This window comes from Pseudomonas sp. RIT411 (assembly GCF_003057735.2).
GTDB classification, from domain to species: Bacteria; Pseudomonadota; Gammaproteobacteria; order Pseudomonadales; family Pseudomonadaceae; genus Chryseomonas; species Chryseomonas oryzihabitans.
In genome coordinates, this window is record NZ_QBIZ02000002.1 from 98,702 (window position 1) to 116,818 (window position 18,117).

The following is an 18,117-nucleotide window of genomic DNA, read 5'->3' on the forward strand; positions in this document are numbered from 1 at the left end:
CCGGCGTACCATGCGTGCCACCCCACAAGGGTTTCATGGCGCGCGGGCCCCGGATCGGTCGCCCCCGCCGCTCTCGACAGGAAGCCAGACGTTAGATGACCATCCGCATCGCCTTTCTGCTGTGGCCCGACGTTCGTCCGCTGACCGTGGGCCTGGTCGAGGAAGCGCTGGAACTCGCCGCTCGCCATTCGAGCGATACGCCCTACGAGGTGCGCTTTCTGCAGGCTGGCAGCGAGTTGCAGCCGCGTCTGCCGGGTGGCCACTGGGAAGGGCAGCTGGAACGCCTGGATCGCCTCTTCGTGCTGGCCGACGAACCCTCGCCCGCGCTGCCGCCGCCCCTGGCCGCGGCCCTGCGCCAGACCGCCCGGGCCGGGGTGGTGATGGGAGGCTTTTCCGCCGGGGTGCACATCCTCGCCCAGCTCGGTCTGCTCGACGGGCATCGCGCCGCCGTGCACTGGCGCTGGCTGGAGGAATTCAGCGAGCAGTTTCCCAAGGTCATCGCCACCCACCACCTCTACGAGTGGGACCGCGATCGCCTGACCGCCTGCGGCGGCCTGGCCATCCTCGATCTGCTGCTGGCCATGATCGGCCGTGACCGCGACGCCGAACAGGCGGGCACCATCGCCGAGGAGCTGATCGTCGAGCGGCTGCGCGAAGGCAGCGAGCGGCAGCGCATTCCGCTGAAGAATCGCCTGGGGTCGAGTCATCCCAAGCTGACCCAGGCGGTGATGCTGATGGAGGCCAACATCGAAGAGCCCCTCACCACCGACGAGATCGCCCAGCACGTCTGCGTCTCCCGGCGGCAACTGGAGCGGATCTTCAAGCAGTACCTGGCGCGGGTGCCCAGCCAGTACTACCTGGAGCTACGGCTGAATCGGGCACGCAAGATGCTCACCCAGACCAGCAAATCGATCATCCAGATCGGCCTGTCCTGCGGCTTCTCGTCGGGGCCGCACTTCTCCAGCGCCTATCGCAACTTCTTTGGCGTCACTCCTCGCGACGACCGCAACCAGCGACGCGGTGCGGCGGGCGAGGGCAGCATGGTGGCCGAGCGCTAGGCGCCCGGCGCACCCCTTCAGCTCAACGGCTCCGCCACCCCTTCGTCCAGCCAGGCGCCCAGCCGATCGGCCGGTAGCGGCGCGCCGCAGTGGAAGCCCTGGATCTCGTCCGCCGGCAGGTGCTGCAGCTGGCGCAGGTGCTCGGCGTCTTCCACGCCCTTGAGGGTCACCCTCAGCCCCAGCGAGCGGCCGAGATCGATCATGGCCCGCACCAGGGCGCTGTCTTCCGGCGCTTGCCGGTGCCGCGCGATCAAGCTGCGGTCGAGGCGGATGCCGTCCAGCGGATAGCGGCGCAGGTAGGCCAGGGAGCACAGGCCGGACCCGAAGTCGTCCAGGCACAGGCGCACGCCCAGGCCCTTGAGCGCGCCCAGGGTGTTGGCCACATCGGCGGCGGGATCCAGCAGGGTGCGCTCGGTGAGTTCCAGCTCCAGGCGCGAGGCCGCCAGGCCGCTCTGGTAGAGCGCCTCGGCCACGGTCTGCACCGGATCTTCGTTGGCGTGGAATTGCTGCGGCGACAGATTGACCGACACCGAGAGGCGTTCCGGCCAGCCCTGGGCGTCGTGGCAGGCGGTCTCCAGCACCCAGCGCCCCAGGCGCTGCCCGAGGCCGGCGTCTTCGGCCAGGGCCAGGAAATCCAGCGGCTCCAGCAGGCCCTGGGTCGGGTGCTCCCAGCGCACCAGCGCCTCGAAGCCGCACAGGCTGCCATCGGCCAGGCAACGGCGTGGCTGGTAGTAGAGACTGAGCCGATCATCGCGCAGGGCCTGGCGCAGATCCTGTTCCAGCTGCCGGCGCAGGAGCACCTGCTCGTTCATGGCCGGTTCGTGGAAGCGCCAGGTGCCGCGGCCAGCGGCCTTGGCCTGGTACAGGGCGATGTCGGCCAGGCGCAGCAATTCCGCCGGGATGCCGGTATCCCGCGGCGCCAGGGCCACGCCCAGGCTGCTGCCGATGAAGACCCGCTGCTCGCCGAGGCGGAAGGGCTGGCGCAATTGTTCCACCAGGCGCCGGCAGAGGTCGGCGATGGCAGCGGGGTCGCGATCGCCGCTGAGCACCACGCAGAATTCGTCGCCGCCCAGGCGCGCCACCAGGTCGGTGGCGGTCACGTTCTGCCGCAGGCGCTGCGCCGCTTCCTGCAGGACCTGATCGCCGGCGGCATGGCCGAGGGCGTCGTTGACCGTCTTGAATCTATCCAGGTCCAGGCTGATCAGCGCCAGGGGGCGGGGCTCCGGGCCTTCCAGATGGGTGGCGAGAAACTGGTGCAGGCGATGGCGGTTGGGCAGGCCGGTCAGGGGATCGTGCCAGGACAGGTGCTGGACCTGGGCCAGGGCCTCGATCTCGTCGGTGAGATCGGTGACGGTGCCGCGATAGCCGCCTTCGGGAATGGCCCGGGCGGCGACCCGGCAGGTGCGTTCGCGCCCGTTGCCGTCCAGGTAGTGACAGACCAGCGGCGGGCGCGGCTTGCGGTCGTGGGCCTGGCCGGCGAGCCAGTGCGCCAGGGTGTCGGCATGGGGGGTGAGCAGTTCGGCGAGCGGCCGGCCCAGCCAGCGTTCGGTGGCTTCCCCGGTGACCTCGGCGAAGCGATCCGAGACATAGACCAGGCGCAGCGTGGCGTCTACCTCCCACAGCCAGTCCGAGGTGGCCTCGGCGATGTCGCGGAAGCGCCGCTCGCCGATGGCCAGTTCGCTGCGGCTGGCCAGCAGGTCATCGTACTGGGCATCCAGCTGGCGCATCGCGATCAGCGCCTGGCGAAACAGCCAGATCAGCCCCAGCAGCAGGATCAGCACCCCACCGCCGAACAGCGGCAGGGTCTGTTGCATCAGCCACAGCCCCGGACGCGGTGGGCGCCAGGTCAGCTGATAGCTGGAACCCGGCAGTTGCCAGCTGGCGCGGCTGCCGGCGCCGTTGGCGCTGATGCTCAGCGGCGGCAGGTTGTTGGCTTCGCTCAGGGCCGCCAGCCGCGCCGGACTGAGCACATTGACGAAGACCAGTACCGAGGCCGGCGCGTCCTGGGGGCGAACGCCGGCCTGGTCGCCCGGGGTGATGGCGGCGGCGGCCACCAGCGCCGGCATCCCGGCCACGGTCAGCACGCCGGACACGCTGCCGGCGCGGGCGTCGGCGCTGCGCGCCGCGGCCAGCAGGCCGGCGATGTCGCCCTGCAGCCAAGGGGCAGCGGGATCGGCGAGCTGGCCGTCGAGCAGGCGATAGCGGGCCCGATCCTGACCGTCGAACACCAGCACTCCCTCGTAGCCATAGACCTGGAACAGGGACTCGCCCAGATTGCCCTGTTCGAAGGCCCAGTCGCTGTCCAGTGTCTGGTGCAGGCGGCGATAGGCTTCGTCCCATTTGCTGTAGTCGATCAGGTTGCGGGCGACCTCTTCGTCGAGGCGCGTGAAGGTGCGGCCAACGGCGCGCTCGGTATGCTGGGCGACGGTGGCATCCTGGCGCACGGCATTGTCGACCAGCAGATAGCAACCCAGGCCGATGAGACCCAGGAGCAGCACGCAGAGCGCGGGGAACAGCCGCAGGAGAACGGTATGGCCCCGTCGGCGCGGAGGCGCGCTGCGAGACGCTGGGGATGTTGGCATGCCTGGACCCTGGCTGGATGAGCGTTCCTGTGCCTTCGCCTGGTGGAACCCGGAAGTGACCAAGCGAAGCGGATGAAACCTTGCCGTCGCTAGACTAGCCCCTTGGGGCGCGCGACGCTAAACGTAAAGCGGGAGATGCCAAGGGGATCGCGCTAAGCATCGCGCGAACGCCCGAGTTAGGTGGGGTTGCCGGCTCCGCCATAGAAGGCGCAGCCCTGCCAGGTCTGGCCATTGATGCGCAGTTCGGCCTGCAGTGACTGCACGGTGCCGGTGCGACCGTCCACGCAGCGGCGCGGATTGATCCACAGCTCGACCTTCTCGCCATTGGCTTCGCTGGACAGGGCGCGCATGCCGCCCGGCAATTCTTCCTGCACGAAGGGCAGGGCGCGGCGCTGCTGGCCGGCGGTGCTGACCAGCATGCCCTGGTTGCTGACCTGGACGCTCCAGTCCGGTCCATGGCCACCGGCGTTCATGGCGGTGCGCTTGAAGTTGGGATCGCTGCAACCCGGTCCGCTGTATTGCACGCGGTAGACATCGGTGACGGCGAACACGCCCTGGGCACCATCGCGGCCGCCGGACTTGAGTTTGCCGCGCAGGTCGGCGAACAGCGAAGCGGCGCCGCTGTCGGCGGCCAGTTCGTGGGCATCGCGCAGGATGGCGGTGTTGTTGGCGTCGGTGACGTCGAAGAAACGCTGTTCCTGGCAGGGGCGGAACAGCAGCTGGTCTCCGCTCCAGCGCAGATCGCCCTGCAGGCGCTCGCCGCCCGGTGCACGCGGGGTGTCGTCGCTCTGGAACAGGCTGCAGCCGCCGAGGAGGCCGAGCAGGGCTAGGGGAAAGATGGCACGCGGCGCTGGCATCGCAGGACTCCGACTGAGGTGGGCACACGTTACTCAGACAGCGCCGCGAGCTCAAGGACTTACCAGACGCGATACGTCTTGCCGGTTTCTCGTCCTTCCACACTGCGTTCGTAGGCCAGCGCGGCCTCGGCGCCGCTGACCGCCTTGAAACCGCGGAAGAAATCACCGTAGTGGCCCAGGGACTCCTGCAGCACCGTCGGGCTGACCGCGTTGAGGCGCTGACCGTGGGGCAACTCGATGGCCGCACCGCGCACGAAGCCTTCCAGCGCCGCGTTGACCATGGCCGCCGAGCTGCCCTGGGCGATGGGCTGTTCGCTGAGGATGCCGGTGGTCAGGGTGAAGGAGGCGCCCTCGGCGGCCTGCTGCTGGCCGAGCAGCACCAGATTGACCTGGCCCATGAGCTTGTCCTGCAGGCCTTTCTGGTACGCCTCGGGCGTCATCTCGGTGAAGGGGGCGAAGGTCACCGAACCCACCGCGCTGACCAGGGCGTCGAAACGACCCACCTGGGCGAAGAGGGCACGGATGGACTCGGGTTGGGTGATGTCGACCTGCAGGTCGCCGGATCGGCGGCCGACGCGGATCAGGTCATGGCGGCTGCCCAGGCGTTCGGCGATGGCGCTGCCCAGGGTGCCGCTGGCGCCGACGAGGATGATTTTCATGGGGTGGCTCCGTGAAGGGAAAGGAGTCCTCAGCCTAGAATGGCCCATTGCCCGGATAAATCGCCTGAATGGCAATCCAGTGTTTCCAGGGGGAAACGATGCAGGACGACTTCGCCGATCTCGCCGCCTTCGCCGTCCTCTGTGACAGCGGTAGCTTCACCCGTGCGGCCGAGCGCCTGGGCTGCAGCAAGGGCCAGCTGTCCAAGCGCATCCGGGCGCTGGAGATGCGCCTGGAGACCCAGCTGCTGCACCGTACCACCCGACGCCTCGATCCCACTCCCGCCGGTCGTGCCCTGCTGCCGGAGGCCCAGGCCCTGGTGCGCCAGCGCGAGCGGGCCCTGCAGAGCGTGGCCCGGCTGCAGGAGCAAGCCGTCGGCCCGGTGCGCCTGACCGTGCCGGTGTCCCTGGGCTACACCTTTTTCGAGGTGCTACTGGCCTGTCGCGCCGCCCATCCCGCCATCCAGCTGGACCTGGTGCTGGACAACGGCTACCGCGACCTGGTGGCCGAGGGCTTCGACCTGGCGATCCGCGCCCGGCTGGAGCCGGACGAACGCCTGGTCGCCCGGCCGCTGTTCGCCATGCAGGAGGTGACCTGCGCGGCACCGGCCTATCTGGCTGGGGTCGAGGTTCCCCGGGTGCCCGAGGATCTGCTCGGCCATCGCTGCCTGGTGAACAGTCACTATGCCGAGGGCGACGTCTGGCTCTATCACCGTGAGCATCAGCTCAGCCGCGTCCAGGTGGAGCCCAGTCTTTCCTGCAACCACTACAGCCTGCTCAAGCAGGCGGCCCTGGCCGGGCAGGGCATCGCCCGGCTGCCGTCATTCATGGTGCACGAAGAGTTGGCCAGCGGCGCCCTGGTCTGGCTGCTCCGGGAATGGCGCACCCCTAGCCAGCCGCTGTTTCTGGTCCATCCCTACCAAGGTGGGTTGCCGAAGCGCACCAGAGTGGTGGCGGAAGCCCTGAGCGACTGGTTCGAGCGCAGTCGGCAGCGGTTGGAGGCGTTGGGGTAGCGAGGTTGATGGAGCTCAACGCCTGCGCGGAAAGCCCCCTCTCCCTGCGGGAGAGGGCTGGGGTGACGGCACCCTTCACCGTGAAGCCCCCGGTGGAAAAGGCTGCGCCGTTTTCCACGCTACGGCCCCGTTGGGCTTCGACGGTGGAGCCGTCTCAACCCAACCTACGCGCTGCATGGATCGCCCCCTCTCCCTGTGGGAGAGGGCTGGGGTGAGGGCGCGCTTCGCCGCGGAGCCCCCAGTGGAAAAGGCTGCGCCGTTTTCCACGCTACGGCCCCGTTGGGCTTCGACGGTGGAGCCGTCTCAACCCAACCTACGCGTTGAAAGCCCCTTCTCCCTGCGGGAGAGGGCTGGGGTGAGGGCGCGCTTCGCTGTGAAGCCCCCAGTGGAAAAGGCTGCGCCGTTTTCCACGCTACGGCACCGTTGGGCTTCGACAGTGTAGCTGTCTCAACCCAACCTACGCGTTGCATGGATAGCCCCCTCTCCCTGCGGGAGAGGGCTGGGGTGAGGGCGCGCTTCGCTGTGAAGCCCCAGTGGAAAGGCTGCGCCGTTTGCCACGCTACGGCACCGTTGGGCTTCGCTGCGCCGAGGTTGAAGCGTGTCGGGCAGCGAGGACATGCTCAACCGCCCAGATAGGCCTTGCGCACGTCCGGGTTGGCCAGCAATTCGGCGCCGCTGTCCTGCATGACGATGCGGCCGTTCTCCAGCACATAGCCGCGGTCGGCCAGCTTGAGCGCCTGGTTGGCGTTCTGCTCGACCAGGAACACCGTCACCCCATCCTGGCGCAGTTGCTCGATGATCTCGAAGATCTGCTGGATGATGATGGGTGCCAGGCCCAGGGAGGGCTCGTCGAGCAGCAGCAGGCGCGGCTCGCTCATCATCGCCCGGCCGATGGCGAGCATCTGCTGCTCGCCGCCGGACATGGTGCCGGCGCGCTGGGCATAGCGCTCCTTGAGTCGCGGGAAGAGGCCGAGGACCTTCTCCAGCTGGCGGTCATAGGCGTGCTTGTCGGTGAAGAAGCCGCCCATGGCCAGGTTCTCTTCCACGGTCAGGCGGGCGAACACCCGGCGGCCTTCCGGCACCACGGCGATGCCCTTGCGCATGATCTGCGCGGTTTCCTGGCCGACCAGTTCCTCGCCTTCGTAGCGGATGCTGCCGCCATGGGCGCGCGGGGTGCCGCAGAGGGTCATCAGCAGGGTGGACTTGCCGGCGCCGTTGGCGCCGATCAGGGTGACGATCTCGCCCCGGTTCACCTGCACGCTGACGCCATGCAGCGCCTGGATCTTGCCGTAGAAGGTGGAGACGTTGTCGAACTGCAGCATGGAGGTCTCCATCAGGATTCGCCCAGGTAGGCCTTGATCACGTCGGGGTTGTTGCGGATCTGCTCCGGCGTCCCGTCGGCCAGGGGGGTACCCTGGTTGATCACCACGATGTGGTCGGAAATGCTCATTACCAGGTGCATGTCGTGCTCGATCAAGAGCACGGTGACGCCGTGCTCGGCGCGCAGCAGGGCGATGAGCGCCTTGAGGTCCTCGGTCTCGCGCGGGTTGAGACCGGCGGCCGGCTCGTCGAGCATGAGGATCTGCGGGCGGGTCATCATGCAGCGGGCGATTTCCAGGCGGCGCTGCTGGCCGTAGGCGAGGTTGCCGGCGTTACGGTTGGCGAACTCGGTGAGGTTGACCTGCTCCAGCCAGAAGCGCGCGTAGTCCATGGCCTCGGCTTCGCTCTTGCGAAAGGCCGGGGTCTTGAACAGACCGGCCAGGAAGCCGGTGTTGAGGTGGCGATGCTGGGCCACCAGCAGGTTCTCCACCGCGGTCATTTCCTTGAACAGGCGGACGTTCTGGAAGGTCCGCACCACGCCCTTGCGGGCGATCTTGTGCCCGGGCAGGCCCTGGATGGCCTCGCCGCGCAGGAGGATCTCGCCGCCGCTGGGCCGGTAGAAGCCGGTCAGGCAGTTGAACACCGTGGTCTTGCCGGCACCGTTGGGACCGATCAGCGAGACCACCTGGCCCTGTTCCACACGGATGTTGACGCCGTTGACGGCCAGCAGGCCGCCGAACCTCATGGACAGGCCGGAGACATCGAGAAGGGCTTGGCTCATTTGCGCAACTCCAGGTGCGGGCGTTGCATCGGGAGCAGGCCTTGCGGACGCCAGATCATCATCACGACCATCAGCAGGCCGAACATCAACATGCGGTATTCGCTGAATTCGCGCATCAGCTCCGGCAAGAGGATCATCACGATGGCCGCGAGGATCACGCCGAGCTGGGAACCCATGCCGCCCAGCACCACGATGGCCAGGATGATGGCCGATTCGATGAAGGTGAAGGATTCCGGCGACACCAGGCCCTGGCGGGCGGCGAAGAAGCTGCCGGCGAAACCGGCGAAGCAGGCGCCTAGGGTAAAGGCCGAGAGCTTGATCAGCGTGGGGTTCAGCCCCAGGGCGCGGCAGGCGATCTCGTCTTCGCGCAGGGCTTCCCAGGCGCGACCGATGGGCATGCGCAGGAGGCGATTGATCACGAACAGGGTCAGCAGCACCAGCAGCAGGGCGATCAGGTAGAGGAAGATCACCTTGTATTCGGAGTTGTAGGGGATGCCGAAGTACTCGTGGAAGGGCGTCATGCCCTCGGGTGCGCGGCGTTCGAAGGTCAGGCCGAACAGGGTCGGCTTGTCGATGCCGCTGATGCCGTTGGGACCGCCGGTCCATTCGGTGAGGTTGCGCAAGAGGATGCGGATGATCTCGCCGAAGCCCAGGGTGACGATGGCCAGGTAGTCGCCGCGCAGGCGCAGCACCGGGAAGCCGAGCAGGAAGCCGAACAGCGCCGCCATCAGCCCCGCCAGCGGCAGGCACACCCAGAAGCCCAGGCCATAGTAGTGGGAGAGCATGGCGTAGGTGTAGGCGCCGACGGCATAGAAGCCGACGTAGCCCAGGTCGAGCAGACCGGCCAGGCCCACCACGATGTTCAGGCCGAGGCCGAGCATCACGTAGATCAGGATCAGGGTGGCGATGTCCACCGCGCCGCGCGAGCCATAGAAGGGCCACACCAGGGCGACCAGCACCAGGCCGAGGATCACCCAGCGCTGGGTCTTGGGTTCGGTCAGCTTGGTGCCCAGGCCGGTGGCCGGCAACGGCAGGCCGCCGCTGCGGCGCCAGCCGGCGGTGACCTGGTCACGCACCAGTTGCCAGACGAACATCAGCACCGCGGCCAGGGCCACGATCCAGAGGGTGCGCGGCGTGGCGCCGTGCACTTCGAGGTTGACGCCCACCGTCTCCAGCTTGAGGCCGAGGATGGGATAGGCGACGGCCAGCACCAGCAGGGCGCTGAAGAAGGCGGTTCGCAGACGGGCACTCATACCTTTTCCACCTCTGGACGACCGAGGATGCCGGTGGGGCGGAACAGCAGCACCAGCACCAGCAGGCTGAAGGCCACCACGTCCTTGTACTGGTCACCGAAGACGTCGGCGCCAAAGGCCTCGGCCACGCCCAGCACCAGGCCGCCGAGCATGGCGCCGGGGATGCTGCCGATGCCGCCGAGCACGGCGGCGGTAAAGGCCTTGATGCCGGCCAGGAAACCCAGGCTCGGGTTGATCACGCCGTACTGGATGCCCAGCAGCACCGCGGCCACGGCGGCCAGGGTGGCGCCGATGACGAAGGTCAGGGCGATGATGCCGTTGGTGTTGATGCCCAGCAGGTTGGCCATCTTGATGTCCTCGGCGCAGGCGCGGCAGGCGCGGCCCAGGCGGGAGCGGGAGATGAACCAGGTCAGGCCGAACATGGTGAGCAGGGTGACGATGAAGATCAGCACCTGCACATAGGAGATCACCACGCCGTTCATGGCGTCGGTGCCGATGATGAAGTTGCCCGGCAGCAGGTTGGGGATCGACTTGTCCTTGGAGTCCTGGGCCAGCAGCACCCAGTTCTGCAGGAAGATCGACATGCCGATCGCCGAGATCAGCGGGATCAGCCGGTTACCGCCGCGCAGGGGGCGATAGGCGATGCGTTCGATGCTGTAGCCGTAAGCACTGGCGATGATGATGCTGGCGCCGAAGGCGGCGAGCATGACGATGGGCAGGCTGTGGATGCCCAGCATGGCGAGGCCGGCGATGGCGATGAAAGCCACGTAGGAGCCGATCATGTACACCTCGCCATGGGCGAAGTTGATCATGCCGATGATGCCGTAGACCATGGTGTAGCCGATGGCGATCAGGGCATAGGTGCTGCCGACCGTTAGGCCGTTCACCAGCTGTTGCAGGTAGTGGTAGAACTCGGGCATGGGTGTCTCCAGGGGACCCAAGTGCACTTCTGGTGCAGGTCCCAGGCCTCGGATGGAGGCGGATAAACGAAGCCCACCGCCGTGGGCGGTGGGCTCCGGTGTTACAGGCAGGGCTTACTTGGCTTCAGTCTTGGTGCCGTCGGCGTGCCATTCGTAGACCACGAACTCGAAGTTCTTCAGGTCGCCTTTTTCGTCGAACGCCAGCTCGCCGGTGGGGGTGTTGAAGGTGTTGCTGCGCAGCGCCTTGGCCACGTCCTCGGGCTTCTCGTCGCCCGCCTTGGCGATGCCTTCGGCGATGACCTGAACGGCGGCGTAGGAGGGGAACACGAAGGGACCGCTCGGATCCTGCTTCTTGTCCTTGAACGCCTGCACCAGGGCCTGGTTCTTGGGATCCTGGTCGAAGGAGCGCGGCAGGGTGACCAGCAGGCCTTCGGAGGCCTTGCCGGCGATGGCGGAGATGGAGCTGTTGCCCACGCCTTCCGGACCCATGAACTTGGCGGTTAGGCCCTTCTCGGCCGCCTGACGCAGGATCAGGCCCAGCTCGGGGTGGTAGCCGCCGTAGTAGACGAAGTCGACGTTGGCCTGCTTGAGCTTGGCGATCAGCGAGGAGAAGTCCTTGTCGCCGGAGTTGATGCCCTCGAACACGGCGACCTTGACGCCGGCCTTGTCCAGGGTCTGCTTGACCGCGGTGGCGATGCCTTCGCCGTACTGCTGCTTGTCGTGGATGACCGCGACGATCTTCGGCTTGACGTGCTCGACGATGAACTTGCCGGCGGTCGGGCCCTGCATGTTGTCCAGGCCGATGGTGCGGAAGATCAGCTTGTAGCCACGGTTGGTGATGTCGGGGCTGGTGGCCGCCGGGGTCACCATCAGGATGCCTTCGTCCTCATAGATGTCGGAGGCAGGCTGGGTGGAGCTGGAGCAGAGGTGGCCGACGACGAACTTGACGCCATCGTTGACGATCTTGTTGGCAACCGCCACGGCCTGCTTGGGATCGCAGGCGTCGTCGTAGATCACGCCTTCGAGCTGCTTGCCCTTGACGCCGCCGGCCTTGTTGATCTGCTCGATGGCCATCTGGGCACCAATGAACTCCATGTCACCGTACTGGGCGACCGGACCGGTCTTGGGGCCGGCCAGACCGATCTTCAGGGTGTCGGCTGCCAGGGTGTGGCTGGCCATGCCGGCCAGGGCCAGGGCCGCGACCAAGCGGGAGAAACGCAGAGTTGCCTTTTTCATGAGTGCTCCACTCGGAATGCTTTTATTAATGAGGCAGTTGGAAGCGAAAATGTGCCGATTTTGTTCTTTATGACGCGCCGCGCAGTTTAATCACCGTCTGTTCGTCTTGGAAAGCTGGCGACGACAACTTGTCGGACTTGTCGACCGTGCGTCCGGGCGCTCGGCAAGCGGGGAGGGCAACGGTAGAATCCGCCCTTTTCGCGAGGCCCGCACCATGACCGATCACGCAACGCGCTACGCCACCCTGCTCGGGCAGACGGCCGCCATCGGCTGGGAAGAATTGCAACCGCATTTTGCGCGGGGCGTGCTGCTGGAAGTGGCCCCCGAGCTGGACCTGATCGAGGCGGCCATCGCCGTGACCCAGGACGATGCCGCCCGGGTGGGTCTGTGGCTGCAGCAGGGTCAGCTGGCCAAGGTCGACGAAGCGCGCGCGCGGCGCCGGCTGGAGGCGCCCGAGGTGGCGCTGTGGGCGGTGGTGGTGGCGCCCTGGGTGCTGATGCAGGAGCGTCCGGCCGAGCGCTGAAACGCAAAGGCCCGCGCAAGGCGGGCCGTTGTTGCCGGGGGTGGTTCAGCGTTCGCTATCGAGATCGCGCAGCTGATGTTCGCCGTAGCGATCGCCGGCCACCGCGCCTGGCGGTAGCAGGCGTTCCAATTCGGCGCGATCCGCATCGCTCAGCGTCACCTCCAGCGCACCGAGGGATTCGTCGAGCTGAGCGCGGCGGCGGGCTCCGATTAAAGGCACGATGTCCTCGCCCTGGGCGGCGACCCAGGCCACCGCCAGCCGGGCCGGGGTGGTGCCGCGGCGTTCGGCGAATTGCTTCAGGCCTTCTACCAGCGCCAGGTTGCGCTCCACGTTACCCGGCTGGAAGCGCGGACTGAGGGCGCGAAAGTCGCCGCTGCCCGAGGGTTGGCGCCAGTGACCGCTGAGCAGGCCGCGGGAGAGCACGCCATAGGCGGTGATGCCGATGCCCAGGTCGCGGCAGGTCGGCAGGATCTCGGCCTCGATGCCGCGCGAGACCAGCGAATACTCGATCTGCAGGTCGCAGACCGGGTGCACCGCGGCCGCTCGCCGCAGGGTCTGGGCGCCCACCTCCGAGAGGCCGATGTGGCGGATGTAGCCCGCCTGGACCAGCTCGGCGAGGGCGCCCATGGTGTCCTCGATGGGCACCTGGCGATCCAGCCGCGCCGGGCGATAGATGTCGATGTGGTCCACGCCCAGGCGCTTGAGGCTGTAGGCGACGAAATTCTTGATCGCCGCCGGCCTGGCGTCGTAGCCCAGCCACTCGCCGCCCGGACCGCGCAGGGCGCCGAACTTGACGCTGATCAGCGCCTGCTCCCGCCGACCGCGCAGGGCTTCGCCCAGCAGCAGTTCGTTGTGGCCCATGCCATAGAAGTCACCGGTGTCGAACAGGGTGACGCCGCGTTCGAGGGCGGCCTGGACGGTGGCGATGGCCTCGTCACGGTCGGCGGCGCCATAGAGATCGGACATGCCCATGCAGCCCAGACCGAGCGTGGATACCAAGGGGCCCTGCTGGCCCAAGCGACGCTGTTGCATGAGGGATTCCTCGTCAGATGGATGAGGCTTCACTCTAGTCGCCAGGGTGCCGTGCGATAATCCGGTCCTGACACAACGACCTGTTCGCCTAGCCGTACAATGGAGGCGCCTTGAATCTGGATGACCTGGCGGCCTTCGCCGCCGTGGCCGAGGCCCGCAGCTTTCGCGGCGCCGCCTATGTGCGTGGCGTGGCCGCCTCTTCGCTGAGCGATGCGGTGCGGCGGCTGGAGCGGGAACTGGATGTGCGGCTGCTGCACCGCACCACCCGCAGTGTGACGCCCACCGCGGCCGGCCAGCGCCTGCTGGAACGCCTGGCCCCGGCCCTGCGCGAGGTGCGTGGCGCGCTGGACGCCATCAATGCCGAGGGCGAAAGCCCGGTGGGCAGCCTGAGACTCAATGTGCCCACCATCGTCGCCCGGGTGCTGCTGCCACCGCTGATCGGCCCCTTCCTGGCCCGGTATCCGGGCATTCGCCTGGAGGTGGTGGCCGAGGACCGGCTGATCGACGTGCTCGCCGCTGGCTTCGATGCCGGGGTGCGCTACGACGAGCACCTGGAAGCCGACATGATCAGCGTGCGGCTGGGCCCGGTCACCCAGAGATTCGCCGTGGCCGGAACTCCGGCCTACCTGGAACAGCATGGCGTACCGGCGCATCCCGCCGACCTGGTCCGGCATTCCTGCATCGGGCATCGCTTCGCCAGTGGCCTGGTGGCGCAGTGGAGCTTCGAGCGCGGCAGCGAGGTCATCAACGTCGCGCCGGGTAGTCGCCTGCTGGCTTCGGCACTCGACCTGGAACTGCAGGCCGCCCTCGACGGCGTCGGCCTCATCTATTCCTTCGCCGACTACCTGGCTGCGCCCCTGGCCGACGGCCGCCTGGTGGAAGTGCTGGCGGACTGGTCCACATCCTTTCCCGGTCCGCGGCTCTACTACGCGGATCGCCGCCAGCTGCCAGCCCCGCTGCGCGCCTTCGTGGCCTTCCTGCGCGAGCATCACGGCTAGGCGGGCGCGCGGGGCGCCGCTACCCTGAGCGCCAGTCCGCCGCCTGGAGCCCCTATGACGCCCCTGTTCTCCCGCCTGGTACCGTCCCCATGATCATCGGCACCGCCGGCCACATCGACCATGGCAAGACCGCGCTGATCCAGGCCCTCACCGGAGTCGCCGGTGACCGCCGCCGTGAAGAGCAGGCGCGTGGCATCACCATCGACCTGGGCTATGTCTATGCCGATCTGGGCGACGGCGGCCTCACCGGCTTCATCGACGTGCCCGGCCACGAGCGCTTCGTGCACAACATGCTGGCCGGCGCCAGCGGCCTGGATCTGGCCCTGCTGGTGGTGGCGGCCGACGATGGCGTCATGCCGCAGACCCGCGAGCACCTGGCGATCCTCGAATTGCTCGGCATTCCCCGGCTGCGGGTGGCCCTGACCAAGGCCGATCGGGTGGACGCCGAGCGGCTGGCGCAGGTGGGTCAGGAGGTCAGTGCGCTGCTGGCTGCCGGGCCCTTCGCCGGGGCGCCGCTGTATCCGGTGGCCAGCCCCAGCGGCGCCGGTATCCCCGCGTTGCGCGCCGCCTTGCTCGCGGCCCTGGACCAGGTGCGCCAGCGCAACGTCCGCGGTGGCTTTCGCCTGGCGGTGGACCGGGTGTTCAGCGTCGCCGGGGCCGGGGTGGTGGTCACCGGCACCGCCTTCGCCGGCCAGGTGGCCGTTGGCGACGAGCTCATCCTCACCCCGCGCGGCCAGCGCCTGCGGGTGCGGGGGCTGCATGCGCAGAATCGCGCGGCAGAAACCGCCCAGGCCGGTCAGCGCGTATCGCTCAATCTGGCGGGCGAGCGCCTGAGCACCGACAGCCTCGCCCGCGGCGACTGGCTGGTGGCCGAGGCGCTGCACTCGCCCACCACCCGCATCGATGTCGAACTGCGCCTCCTGCCGGGCGAGGCGCGCAACCTGACGCACTGGACGCCGGTGCACGTGCACCTGGGCGCCCAGGATCTCACCGGGCGCGTCGCCCTGCTGGAAGGGGACAGCCTCGCCCCGGGTGCCACGGCCCTGGCGCAACTGGTGCTCAATGCGCCTTTGCACGGGGTGCACGGTGATCGCCTGGTGCTGCGCGACCAGTCCGCCCAGCGCACCCTGGGCGGTGCGCAGCTGCTCGATCCCTTCGCCCCGGCCCGCCATCGCCGCACCCCGCAGCGTCTGGCGCAACTCCAGGCGCTGCGGCAGGGCGGCCTGGAGGAAGCCCTGCCCGAACTCCTGGCCCAGGCCGCGGGCGGCCTCGATCCGCGACTGCTGGCCCGGCAATTCAACCGCCCCGAAGGCGACTGGCAGTTGCCCGCCGATACCCTGAGGGTGGACACGCGGGTCGGTCCGCGGCTGTTCGCGGCGGCTCTGTGGCAGGCGGCACTCGAGCGCCTGGGCGCAGTGCTGGCCACCTTTCACCAGGAGCAACCCGACGAACTGGGTCCGGATCGGGATCGCCTGCGCCGCATCGCCGCGCCGGAACTGGAGCGGCCCGTCTATCTGGCGCTGCTGGAGACGGCCCTGGCCGAGGGGCGCTTGCAGAGCAGTGGTCCCTGGCTGCACCTGCCCGATCACCGGGTACGCCTCACCGAAGCGGAGGAGGGGCTCAAGGCCCGGCTCTGGCCGCTGCTGGAGGCCCAGCGCTTCGATCCGCCCTGGACGCGCGATCTCGCCAAGAGCCTGGGTCAGCCCGAGGCCGAGGTGCGCCTGTTGCTGCGCAAACTGGCCCGGCTGGGGGAACTGACCCAGGTGGTCAAGGATCTCTTCTATCCCCAGGCCAGTCTGGAAGCCGCGGCCAGTGAGGCATTGCGCCTGGAGCGCGAAGCAGGGATCATTCGCGCCGCGGCCTTTCGCGATGCCCTCGGCATCGGTCGCAAGCGCAGCATCCAGATCCTCGAATGCCTGGATCGCATCGGTTTCACCCGTCGCTTCGGCGACGAGCGCCGGGTCCGCCCGGACAGCGCCTGGGCCCGCGCCGCCGAGGGCTAGCGCAACAGAGGAAGGCAATCACGCCCGGTGGCGTGGCCGGGCTTCAAACCCGGTTGGGGACGGCAGCCGTTCCCGGGTGGGTTCGACTCCCACTGCCTTCCGCCATTTCCTGAGCTCAGTACCCGTCCACCGGGTGATGCAGCACCGCGCCCTCCCGCTGCAACTCCTGCAGAAACCAGTCGGCCGCCCAGAGCTGTTCGGGCATATAGAGACCTGCCGGCAGCGGTCTACCGCCCACCAGGCCCAGCGCCCGCTCCAGCGACAGCACCAGCCCGAGGGCAGTCAGCGAGGCCTGCCCCTGGCTGAATTCCAGCACGGACCGTGCGGTGGTGGTCTGGCCGTCCCTTTCGCCGGTCACCTTGACCGCGATCTCGGCCGCCGTTTCCGCGCCCCGCCGCCGGCTGGAGGACTCGCCCATGGCGATGTCGAAGCGGAGCTCCGGCGCGGCGGTGGTGGCCCAGAGGCTCAACAGATCGATGGAGCCAAAGGCCGTGGCGGCCAGCGTGCGACCGTCCAGCGCCGTGACGCTGCCCTGCAGGTCGGCACCGCTCAGCCAGTGGCGGCGCCCATGCCGAAACGCCAGGGCCGCGGGCGCCGCGCTGTGCACCCGCGCCATATCCTCCCAGGCCAGGGGACCGGCCGGGTCTTCCTCATCCAGCAAGACCTCTACTCCAATGGCCGCGACCCGGGTGAAGCGGCGGGCGAGATCGAGCGCCAGCGCCAGGGCGGCGCCCGAAGCCCAGTGACTGGACAGCACCAGGGCATGGGCGCCGGGGTGGTGCATGAACTGGGCGACTTCCGGCCCCAGTTCGGTGACGCCGGTGTTGGCATTGAGATAGGGGATGCCCAGGCGCTGGGCGAGGCTCAGGCCGTGCAGGGCCTGATCCGGTGCCAGCATGATGATGGCTGCCGGGGTGAGGGCGGGATCCAGTCCCAGCCCCGGCTGGTCGAGATCCAGGCCCACTGCCCGGGCCTGGCCGGCGGCCTGGGCGACGTCCTCGGCCGTGGCGAGGTTGCGGCCCCCCACCAGCAGCGGCCAGTCAGGCTGGCGCTGGCGGAACCAGTGGACGGCCTGGCGGCCTACCGTGCCCGAACCGCCGGCAAGGAGTATGGGTTGCAGTGGCATGATGCTGTCCTCGTGGTTGCAGTGCTGAGATCGCGGAGACCGCACCGCCAGCTGGCCAGCAGCTGCTCCCCGCGTTAACCTACCAAGAGTAGGTTCTAAATCAGGATTAACCTACCTTTAGTAGGTTTGCAAGAAGACGTGACCAATGGCAGAGCGATCCACCCCTGAAAAACCGATCTCCGATGGTGCCGGGCGGCGTCTTTCTAAGGCGGCGCGGCGTCAGCAATTGCTGGAAACAGCGCGGCTCATCGTCCGGGAAGAGGGCGCGGATCGCCTGACCCTGGGCTATCTGGCCGTACAGGCAGGCGTTTCCAAACCGGTCGTCTACGAGCATTTCGGTACCCGCTCGGGGCTGCTCATCGAACTCTATCGCTGGCTCGATCTGGCGCAGATGGATGCCTTTCGCCAGGCCATGACGGCCCGGCAGCAGAGCGCCGAAGAGGCTACCGCGGCGCTGGCCGAGGGCTACATCCGTTGCGTGACCGACATGCAGGGCGAGGTCGGCGTGCTGGCGGCGGCCCTGGCGGGGAGTGAGGAAAAGACCGCGGTGTATCAGGAGTTGCTGGAGCACGGCACCCGGATGGTGGCGGCGGTGCTCACGCCGCACAGCACGAGGTCCGCCGCGGAGTTGCAGGTGTCCTGCATCGGCCTGGTCGGCGCCGGCGAGGCCCTGGCCGCGGCCGTGGTGCGCGGGGCGCTGGGCGAGCGCGAGGCCATCGAGGCCTTTACCCGCCTGGTGCGCGCGGTGCTGTAGCGACT

Annotated in this window: 16 protein-coding genes and 1 tRNA gene; 7 read left to right on the forward strand and 10 right to left on the reverse strand. The window is 68.3% G+C overall.

All coding sequences use genetic code 11. The features are described 5' to 3' along the window. Window positions 1-95: 95 nt before the first annotated feature. On the forward strand, window positions 96-1,058 hold the full coding sequence (locus DBY63_RS03190; protein WP_007159579.1) for a GlxA family transcriptional regulator: 963 nt from the start codon (window positions 96-98) through the stop codon (window positions 1,056-1,058). Window positions 1,059-1,075: 17 nt separating this feature from the next. On the opposite strand, the gene DBY63_RS03195 is transcribed toward DBY63_RS03190, so the two are convergent. The 3 genes from DBY63_RS03195 to DBY63_RS03205 form a co-directional block, all read right to left on the reverse strand. Then, a complete protein-coding gene (locus tag DBY63_RS03195) occupies window positions 1,076-3,640 on the reverse strand; it encodes an EAL domain-containing protein (RefSeq protein ID WP_177411423.1) in 2,565 nt (854 codons plus the stop codon). Window positions 3,641-3,816: 176 nt separating this feature from the next. After that, window positions 3,817-4,497 carry a membrane protein gene (locus DBY63_RS03200; protein ID WP_027602537.1) on the reverse strand — a complete coding sequence of 227 codons (681 nt, stop codon included), beginning with the start codon at window positions 4,495-4,497 and terminating at the stop codon, window positions 3,817-3,819. Between the two features lie 59 nt (window positions 4,498-4,556). After that, a complete protein-coding gene (locus DBY63_RS03205; protein WP_027597128.1) occupies window positions 4,557-5,156 on the reverse strand; it encodes a short chain dehydrogenase in 600 nt (199 codons plus the stop codon). 98 nt (window positions 5,157-5,254) lie between these two features. Here DBY63_RS03205 and DBY63_RS03210 point away from each other — a divergent pair, with 98 nt between their 5' ends. Continuing rightward, entirely contained in the window at window positions 5,255-6,166 is a 912-nt protein-coding gene (locus tag DBY63_RS03210; protein WP_077171841.1) for a LysR family transcriptional regulator, read from the forward strand. Between the two features lie 620 nt (window positions 6,167-6,786). Here the strand turns inward: DBY63_RS03210 and DBY63_RS03215 are convergent. The 5 genes from DBY63_RS03215 to DBY63_RS03235 all read right to left on the reverse strand — a co-directional run bounded on the left by DBY63_RS03215 (window position 6,787) and on the right by DBY63_RS03235 (window position 11,676). Further along, window positions 6,787-7,488, reverse strand: coding sequence for an ATP-binding cassette domain-containing protein (locus tag DBY63_RS03215; protein WP_007159574.1), 702 nt, complete (start codon window positions 7,486-7,488; stop codon window positions 6,787-6,789). Between the two features lie 11 nt (window positions 7,489-7,499). Beyond that, complete coding sequence (gene livG / locus DBY63_RS03220; RefSeq protein ID WP_007159573.1) at window positions 7,500-8,267, reverse strand: high-affinity branched-chain amino acid ABC transporter ATP-binding protein LivG; 768 nt, start codon at window positions 8,265-8,267, stop codon at window positions 7,500-7,502. Beyond that, entirely contained in the window at window positions 8,264-9,520 is a 1,257-nt protein-coding gene (locus tag DBY63_RS03225; protein ID WP_007159572.1) for a high-affinity branched-chain amino acid ABC transporter permease LivM, read from the reverse strand. Before DBY63_RS03225 ends, livG begins: the two co-directional genes overlap by 4 nt. Further along, a complete protein-coding gene (livH, locus tag DBY63_RS03230) occupies window positions 9,517-10,440 on the reverse strand; it encodes a high-affinity branched-chain amino acid ABC transporter permease LivH (RefSeq protein WP_007159571.1) in 924 nt (307 codons plus the stop codon). The genes DBY63_RS03225 and livH overlap by 4 nt, the downstream gene beginning before the upstream one ends. 114 nt (window positions 10,441-10,554) lie before the next feature. Then, window positions 10,555-11,676 carry a branched-chain amino acid ABC transporter substrate-binding protein gene (locus tag DBY63_RS03235; protein ID WP_007159570.1) on the reverse strand — a complete coding sequence of 374 codons (1,122 nt, stop codon included), beginning with the start codon at window positions 11,674-11,676 and terminating at the stop codon, window positions 10,555-10,557. A gap of 214 nt (window positions 11,677-11,890) precedes the next feature. Here DBY63_RS03235 and DBY63_RS03240 point away from each other — a divergent pair, with 214 nt between their 5' ends. After that, a complete protein-coding gene (locus DBY63_RS03240; protein WP_044341462.1) occupies window positions 11,891-12,199 on the forward strand; it encodes a DUF2288 domain-containing protein in 309 nt (102 codons plus the stop codon). Window positions 12,200-12,244: 45 nt separating this feature from the next. Here DBY63_RS03240 and DBY63_RS03245 read toward each other — a convergent pair whose 3' ends face one another. Next, window positions 12,245-13,231 carry an aldo/keto reductase gene (locus DBY63_RS03245; RefSeq protein WP_108581261.1) on the reverse strand — a complete coding sequence of 329 codons (987 nt, stop codon included), beginning with the start codon at window positions 13,229-13,231 and terminating at the stop codon, window positions 12,245-12,247. Between the two features lie 110 nt (window positions 13,232-13,341). Between DBY63_RS03245 and DBY63_RS03250 the strand changes: the two genes are divergently transcribed. From DBY63_RS03250 to DBY63_RS03260, 3 genes are all read left to right on the forward strand, one after another. Next, window positions 13,342-14,229 (forward strand): LysR family transcriptional regulator, encoded by an 888-nt coding sequence (locus DBY63_RS03250; RefSeq protein WP_108581262.1) that lies wholly within the window; start codon window positions 13,342-13,344, stop codon window positions 14,227-14,229. Between the two features lie 89 nt (window positions 14,230-14,318). Next, complete coding sequence (selB, locus tag DBY63_RS03255; RefSeq protein ID WP_108581263.1) at window positions 14,319-16,232, forward strand: selenocysteine-specific translation elongation factor; 1,914 nt, start codon at window positions 14,319-14,321, stop codon at window positions 16,230-16,232. Between the two features lie 9 nt (window positions 16,233-16,241). Beyond that, window positions 16,242-16,337: transfer RNA gene (locus tag DBY63_RS03260), tRNA-Sec, on the forward strand. Window positions 16,338-16,347: 10 nt separating this feature from the next. Here the strand turns inward: DBY63_RS03260 and DBY63_RS03265 are convergent. Next, on the reverse strand, window positions 16,348-17,358 hold the full coding sequence (locus DBY63_RS03265; RefSeq protein ID WP_108581264.1) for a hypothetical protein: 1,011 nt from the start codon (window positions 17,356-17,358) through the stop codon (window positions 16,348-16,350). Between the two features lie 145 nt (window positions 17,359-17,503). Between DBY63_RS03265 and DBY63_RS03270 the strand changes: the two genes are divergently transcribed. After that, the gene (locus DBY63_RS03270) at window positions 17,504-18,112 is read left to right on the forward strand and encodes a TetR/AcrR family transcriptional regulator (protein WP_231501053.1); all 609 of its coding nucleotides are present in this window, start codon (window positions 17,504-17,506) and stop codon (window positions 18,110-18,112) included. The last annotated feature ends 5 nt before the right edge of the window (window positions 18,113-18,117 follow it).